The sequence below is a fragment of the Megasphaera sp. DJF_B143 genome (assembly GCF_900320625.1).
In the GTDB taxonomy this organism is placed as follows: Bacteria; Bacillota; Negativicutes; order Veillonellales; family Megasphaeraceae; genus Megasphaera; species Megasphaera hexanoica.
This window is the reverse complement of record NZ_ONTA01000176.1, coordinates 1-7,330: the sequence shown is the minus strand read 5'-3', so window position 1 is coordinate 7,330 and position 7,330 is coordinate 1. Positions and strand designations below refer to the sequence as shown.

The 7,330-nt window shown below is 53.2% G+C and carries 6 protein-coding genes; all 6 read left to right on the top strand.

Going from position 1 to position 7,330, the window contains the following annotated elements; all coding sequences use genetic code 11:
* The coding region (locus DBO31_RS05355; protein WP_150824626.1) for a sodium:alanine symporter family protein at positions 1-1,345 on the top strand (1,345 nt) is incomplete at its 5' end.
* Positions 1,346-1,467: 122 nt separating this feature from the next.
* Positions 1,468-2,223: a dihydroorotate dehydrogenase electron transfer subunit gene (locus DBO31_RS05350; RefSeq protein ID WP_150824625.1), complete on the top strand. Its 756-nt coding sequence runs from the start codon at positions 1,468-1,470 to the stop codon at positions 2,221-2,223.
* Positions 2,223-3,137, top strand: a complete 915-nt coding sequence (locus tag DBO31_RS05345; RefSeq protein WP_150824624.1) for a dihydroorotate dehydrogenase — start codon at positions 2,223-2,225, stop codon at positions 3,135-3,137. The genes DBO31_RS05350 and DBO31_RS05345 overlap by 1 nt, the downstream gene beginning before the upstream one ends.
* 51 nt (positions 3,138-3,188) lie before the next feature.
* Positions 3,189-4,730, top strand: coding sequence for a gluconokinase (locus DBO31_RS05340; protein WP_369907325.1), 1,542 nt, complete (start codon positions 3,189-3,191; stop codon positions 4,728-4,730).
* 35 nt (positions 4,731-4,765) lie between these two features.
* Positions 4,766-6,178, top strand: a complete 1,413-nt coding sequence (gnd, locus tag DBO31_RS05335; RefSeq protein WP_150824622.1) for a decarboxylating NADP(+)-dependent phosphogluconate dehydrogenase — start codon at positions 4,766-4,768, stop codon at positions 6,176-6,178.
* A 155-nt stretch (positions 6,179-6,333) separates the two neighbouring features.
* The gene (locus tag DBO31_RS05330) at positions 6,334-7,311 is read left to right on the top strand and encodes a YafY family protein (RefSeq protein ID WP_159897768.1); all 978 of its coding nucleotides are present in this window, start codon (positions 6,334-6,336) and stop codon (positions 7,309-7,311) included.
* Positions 7,312-7,330: the final 19 nt, after the last annotated feature.

The following is a 7,330-nucleotide window of genomic DNA, read 5'->3' as shown; positions in this document are numbered from 1 at the left end:
TTTCCAGTTTGCATTTTTTGGTCATGTCATGAAGGATACCTTTGGCAAAATCTTTGACAAAGGGTCTGGTGACGGCAATATCAAGCCATTTAAGGCGGCCTGTACGGCTTTGGCATCGACACTGGGTGTTGGCAACATCGCCGGCGTTTCCGTCGCTATTGCAACAGGCGGTCCCGGTGCTGTCTTCTGGATGTGGTTCATCGCCATGCTGGGCCTGATTGTCAAATTCTCAGAAGTTACCCTGGGCCTGGCCTATCGTGAAAAAGATCCCGTAAGCGGTGTCTGGCACGGCGGTTTCCCCTGGTATGTCAAGAACGGTCTCGGCAAAAACTGGCGCTGGCTGTCGGCTATCTGGGCTATCGTCATGGCAGCAGGCATGATGTTTGCCCCGTCTATCCAGGCAGCAGAAATCTCCAATGCCATTAATACAGCCTTTGCTGTCAATCCGTATATCGTCGGCATCACCGTTGCTGTCCTAATGGCAGCAGTTCTCCTGGGCGGTCTCAAGAGTATTTCCAATTTCGCTAATCTCGTCGTTCCGTTTATGGCTGTCATTTACATCGTCGGTGCTATCTTTGTTATCATCGTCAATGCCAGCATGATTCCTTCGGCCTTTGCCATGATTTTTGAAGACGCTTTCACCGGTACGGCTGCAACAGGCGGCTTTGCTGGCAGCACGGTCATGCTGGCCGTCCGCTGGGGCCTGGCCCGTGGTATTTATTCCAACGAAGCCGGTACGGGTACAGCTCCGCTGGCTCATTCGTCGGCATCGGTCAACCATCCGGTCAAACAGGGCCTGTGGGGGATTTTTGAAGGCTTCTTCGATACTATTGTCGTCTGCACGATGACGGCTATGGTCGTTATGACCTCGGGCCTCTGGAATACGGGTATTTCCGGTGCTGCTCTTACGACAGCCGGCTTTTCCTCTGCCTTTGGCAGTGTGGCTGTCGGTGCTGTATTTATTTCAGTCATCATTACTTTCTTTGCTTTTACGACCTGTGTTGTCAACGTATATTATGGCGGTATCTGCCTCAACTCCCTGGGCCTTGAAGGCGCATGGATCAAAATTTACTATGCCATCGGTTGTGCCTGGGCTATTGTCGGTGCTATCGGAGCAGCCAAGACACTGTGGTCTTCCTTCGATTTCTTCTATGGCACATGTGTCGTCTGCAACCTCATTGTCGTTTTCCTTCTGAGTGGCAAAGTCAAGATTCTCGTAGACGATTACAAACAGCGCCTTAAAGATGGAAAGTGGGACGCATCGGCTGCTGACTGTGTGGCCCGACTCGGTATCTGGCGTGATGAAGTTACCCTGAATATGGAAAAAGAAGTCGAACATAAATAACAGGTATAGGATACGCCCTGTGTGAACACAATATTCATGCAGGGCGTTTTTACTTTCTTTCTATCTATGGTAGAATAGGAAAAGGAGAAATCCGGGGAAACTTTTTATAGGAGGCATTGCTTATGAAATATGTGGAGCAAGCTGAAATACTAAAAAACGAAGCGATTATTCCTGCCGTATGGCAGATGAAATTCCATGCGCCGCAGATTGCCCGGACAGCACGGCCGGGGCAGTTTGTCAACGTACACTATGATGGCGGTACGACCTTTTTGCGCCGTCCCTTTGGCATCGTCGATACGTCAACAGAGGGTACGGTCACGATTATCTACCGTATCGTCGGTACGGGAACGGAAGAATTATCGCGGCTGCATCCCGGTGATGTGCTGAATGTGGAAGGGCCTCTGGGAGATGGCGTCTTTACGACTTCCCCTGGCAAGGTCCTGCTGGCTGGGGGCGGCGTCGGGCTGGCACCGCTCATTTTCCTGGCAAAAAGGCTGGATCATCCGGTGGTCCTCGTGGCTGGCAAGACGGCGGCAGAAACGTTCTGGACACGGTTTTTTGAACCCTATGCGGAAGATATCTACGTGACGACTGATGACGGGTCCCGGGGAATAAAAGGATTTGCCGTACAGGCACTGCCTGTAATTTTTCAGGAACATGCCATAGACCGCATTTCCGTCTGCGGCCCGACGGTGATGATGAAGACCATTGCAGAAGCTGCGGCCGAAGCGGATGTATATTGTGAAGTATCCATGGAAAAACGCATGGCCTGCGGCATCGGCGTCTGTCTCGGCTGTACCTTTGCCAGCAAAATCGATGGCAGACGGCATAAGGTATGTGCAGATGGACCGGTATTTCCGGCGAAGGAGGTATTTTAATGAATACAGATCGGTTAAACGTTACATTCGCCGGTATTCCTATGAAGACTCCCGTCATGGGAGCTTCGGGTACATTCGGATTTGGCGTGGAATATAGTGATTTCCTCGACCTCAGTGAAATCGGCGCTGTCATTTCCAAGGGGATTACGCCCCTGCCGAGGGCGGGTAATCCCGGTGTACGGGTGGCGGAAACGCCGTCGGGCATGCTCAATTGCATCGGTCTGGAAAATCCCGGTCTCGATGCGTTCAAACGGGACATCCTGCCGCGGACAAAACAGATGGGAGCTCCCCTTATTGTCAATATTTCGGCCGGTTCGGCTGAAGAATACGGCCAGCTGGCGGAAGCCCTCGATGTCGATGGCGTAGCCGGCCTGGAAGTCAATATTTCCTGCCCTAATGTCAAAGAAGGCGGCATCGTATTCGGGACCGACCCTAAAGCGGCCGCTGCCGTAACCGGACAGGTCAAATCTCATACGAAAAAGCCGGTCATTGTAAAATTATCACCGAACGTGACAGATATCACGGTCATGGCGAAAGCCGTGGAAGCGGCCGGTGCCGATGCCGTGTCCCTCATCAATACATTGACGGGGATGGCCATTGATATCCGGTCGCGGCGCCCTCTTTTGGGTAATATCACCGGAGGCCTGTCTGGTCCTGCCGTCAAACCGATTGCTCTGCGCATGGTATGGCAGACAGCAAAGGCCGTGCAGATTCCCATTCTCGGCCTGGGTGGCATTGCCTGCTGGCAGGATGCGATTGAATTCATGCTGGCCGGAGCCAGTGCCGTCGCCGTAGGGGCTTATAACTTTGTCAATCCCCGGGCGGTACAGGAAATTGCTGAGGGGATGGCCCAGTATTGCGAAGAAGAAGGCATCACACATATTACCGATATCGTAGGAGCCCTTGTGGTCTGAACCATGAGTGAAAATCTGTGATAAACGGAAAGGGAGAAGATAATCATGAGTATGGAATCATCCAATCAGGAAGTATGGATTGGCGTCGACGTAGGAACGACAGGCGTGCGGGCCATTGCCTATACGGAAGACGGTACGAATGTGTGCTCGTCCGAAGCGTTTTACCCGCTCCTGACGCCCCACCCGGACTGGGCCGAAGAAAGTCCGCTTCAGATATACGAATCGGTAGAAGAAGTCATCAGCAAGACGGCGGCCCAGCTGCGGTATAAAAACAAAGAACTGGCAGGGATTGCCCTGAGCACGGTCATGCACAGTTTTGCCGGTCTTGACGAACACTTGGAACCTCTCATGGATATGCAGACCTGGGCCGACAGCCGCAGTGCCGATGTAGTCCGTGATATGAAAAAAGATCCGGTCCTGTGCCATTCTTTTTACGAACGGACGGGCTGCCCCATCCATGCCTGTTATCCCCTGGCCAAGGTTCTCTGGCTCAAACGCCATCAGCCGGACCTGTTCCGCCAGATGAAATACGTCGGATCCATCAAAGACTATCTTTTTTATCATCTGACGGGTCAGTGGGTCATCGATAAATCGACGGCCAGTACCAGCGGCATGTACAATGAACGGACGCTCCAGTGGGACGATGAAATCCTTTCCTATGCCGGTATAGACAAGTCGTATATGCCGCCTGTCGTTTCCACGACGTACATGCACACGCTGGCACCCGAAGCCGCCGGGGCCATGCATCTGCCGGAAGGACTTCCCGTGGTCATCGGCGCTACTGATGGCGTATTGGTCAACGTCGGCATCGGTGCCGTCCAGCCGGGCCAGCTCAGCGCGACCATCGGTACCAGCGGGGCTCTGCGCATGCTGACCAGACAGCCGAAGACGGACCCGCAGATGCGCACCTGGTGCTATAATCTGACCGATGACATGTGGGTTGCCGGCGGCGCCATCAATAACGGCGGCATGATCCTGCGCTGGGTACGCGACAAAATCTGCCATTACGGCGGCAGCAAGCTGGAAGACTTGGACATCGACCCCTATGACCTCATGACCATGAAGGCTGAACACGTCGATGCCGGTGCCGACGGCCTCATCTGCCTGCCCTGCTTTACAGGGGAACGGGCGCCCTACTGGAATTCGGAATTGCGGGGCATGTTCTTCGGGTTTTCCCTCAATCACAGCCGGTCCCACATCATCCGGGCCGTCATGGAAGGAATCTGCTACAGCCTGAACAGCGTCATGCTGGCCCTCCGGGAATTCGGTGATATCCGCGATATCCGCGTCAGTGGCAGCTTTACCAAATCCCGCCTCTGGCTGCAGATCCTGTCGGACGTGCTAAACGAAAAACTGACTCTCCCCGACAACAGCGAGGGAGCAGCCTTCGGCGCGGCGACACTGGGATTCATTGCCAGCGGCAGACTAAAGAGCATTGCCGACACGGCCCATCTGGTCCATGCAAAGAAAGTATATACACCGATAGCCGAAAACGTGGCGACATACCGGGAGCTGTACAGTATTTTTGCCCGGCTGTATCTGAAACTGCAGGACGAATTTGCAGAAATTACAGAATACCAGAAAAAAATCTGACCGGACGAAGTCCGTGATAAAGGAGCGAATACACAATGGATTTACATGATATCGGCGTTGTCGGCATGGCCGTCATGGGCAGCAACCTGGCTCTCAATATGGCAGACCATGGATTTACGGTCAGCGTCTATAACTACACACCGGATCTGACGGAAAAATTTGTCAAAGAACGGCCCCATGATCATATTACCGCCTATTACGGCCTGCAGGATTTCGTATCGTCTCTCAAACGGCCACGGAAAATCATGTTCATGATTATGGCGGGAAAGCCCGTAGACAGCATGATTGACCAGCTCATCCCTCTCCTCGACCAGGGGGATATCCTCATCGACGGCGGCAATTCTTATTTCGGTGATACGCGCCGCCGCTATGAATACTGCCGCAAGCAGGGCATCCATTTTTATGGCATGGGTATATCGGGCGGGGAAACCGGCGCCCGCCGCGGCCCGTCCATCATGCCCGGCGGCAATAAAGACACGTATCCTGAAATCCAGCCCATTTATGAAGCCATTGCAGCCAAAGCCAGTGATGGCAAACCCTGCTGCACCTATATCGGCAGTGATGGCGCCGGCCATTATGTCAAGATGGTCCATAACGGCATCGAATATGCGGATATGCAGCTCATTGCCGAATCGTATCTGCTGCTGAAAACCGTCGGCGGCTATACGAATAGTGAAATCGCCGATATTTTCCACCAGTGGAATCAGGGCGAACTGCACAGTTTCCTCATCGGTATCGCCGCCGATATTTTTGCCGAAGACGACGAAACGGGCGGACAGGTCATCGATAAGATCGTCGATGCGGCAGGACAGAAGGGGACCGGCCGCTGGACCAGCATCGAAGCATTGAAACAAGGCGTCGACATTTCTATGATCACCGCTGCCTGCAACGCTCGCGTTATGTCCAACCTGCCTCAGCGGCACATGGCTGAAACGGTCATTTCCGGGCCGGAACATAAGCCTGTAAAAGGAGAAAAATTCATCGAAGCCGTGCGGCGCAGCCTGTATACTGGGAAAATCGTAGCCTACGCACAGGGATTTTCTCTCTACCGCAGTGCCTCGGAAACGTACCACTGGGATCTCGACTACGGCCGTATTGCCTCTATCTTCCGGGCCGGCTGCATCATCCAGGCGGAGTTCCTCAATAAGATTACCAAAGCCTATGAAAAGAATCCGGATCTGGAAAACCTGATATTCGACCAATTCTTCCTGGATAAAATCAATGCCAACGAAGAAAGCCTGCGCCAGATTGTCTGCCTGGCCGTACAGGAAGGCATTCCCATCCCGGCTTTTGCCAATGCCATGGAATATCTCGACGCCTACCGCAGTCCCCGCGTCGGAGCCAATCTGATACAGGCTCTGCGGGATTACTTCGGGGCCCACACCTATCAGCGCACCGACCGGGAAGGCACGTTCCACCATCAGTGGCACGAACATTACGAAAAATAACAGCCTTAGTGAAATCCCTCAGGAGCACCGTATATCCTGAGGGATTTTTGCATGCAAATCCCCATTTTATGTTATAATATGTTACAAATTGTTTATGAATACAGCGACAATATGTGTCGTAATTTTATGATACTATAGGGATGAAAGGAGAGAGTATGGATAAAGCTGAGCGGATACTTCTCGTATTCTGCCGTTTATTGAAACACGAATGGCTGAATAAGACGAATCTGGCACTGGAATTTAATACGACAGAACGAACCATCGAACGGGATATGCAGTCCATCCGCGCCGTCCTTTCCGAAGCCCGCAGCCCGGCCGTACTTCTCTGGGACCGGCAGAAGGGGTCCTATATCCTGAACCACTATCAGCACCGGCCGCTGCAGAGCATGGAGGCACTGACCATCCTGAAAATCCTGCTGGGCAGCCGGGCACTGCGTCTCGATGAGATGGAAGGGCTGGTACAGGCCCTGTGCGGATTATTGTCGCCCCGGGATGAAATGGAATTTTCACGGCTGCAGGAAGAAGAGCTTGACGGCTATCGTGAACCGTCTCATCATCAGGCCATCATCAAGACCCAATGGGACCTGCAGCAGTGCATACGGGACCACAGAAAAATCTGCCTTCATTACAGCCGCGGCGATGACATGCGGACGGCGCATATCGTGTTTCCCCTCTCAGTCGTCGTTTCCGATGGATATTTTTATCTCATCGCCACCGTGGAAGGGACGATTCACAAGGAACCGGCATTTTTCCGCCTCGACCGCATCCGTTCCTTCGATGTCCTTCCCGGGAACGGATTCTCCCCGGAAGACAATGACTTTTCTCTCCGCCGCCTGCGTTCGACGACGCCCTTTATGTTCGGTGGAAATCCTGTCCGTCTGACCCTGCGCTGTCAGCACCGGGCGGCCGAAGCCCTGTTCGATAAAATCCCCGCTCACACGGTACTTTCTTGGGAAGTGGAGACCGTACTGGTGGAAGTGACCGTAAGCATTCCCGGTTTTTTCCGCTGGCTCCTCATGCAGGGCGATGCCATCGTCATTATCGGGCCGGACCGGTTCCGGCAGGCCTTTATCCAGACACTGCAGAAAATACAAAACGCTTATACTGATAGTAAGGAGGATTGCCCGACATGAAGCATATAAAAGAACAATT

Excerpts from the sequence above, each read along its gene's own strand:
- gnd (WP_150824622.1), top strand. The coding sequence starts at position 4,766 with ATGGATTTACATGATATCGGCGTTGTCGGCATGGCCGTCATGGGCAGC.
- DBO31_RS05350 (WP_150824625.1), top strand. The coding sequence starts at position 1,468 with ATGAAATATGTGGAGCAAGCTGAAATACTAAAAAACGAAGCGATTATT.
- DBO31_RS05345 (WP_150824624.1), top strand. The coding sequence starts at position 2,223 with ATGAATACAGATCGGTTAAACGTTACATTCGCCGGTATTCCTATGAAG.
- DBO31_RS05340 (WP_369907325.1), top strand. The coding sequence starts at position 3,189 with ATGGAATCATCCAATCAGGAAGTATGGATTGGCGTCGACGTAGGAACG.
- DBO31_RS05330 (WP_159897768.1), top strand. The coding sequence starts at position 6,334 with ATGGATAAAGCTGAGCGGATACTTCTCGTATTCTGCCGTTTATTGAAA.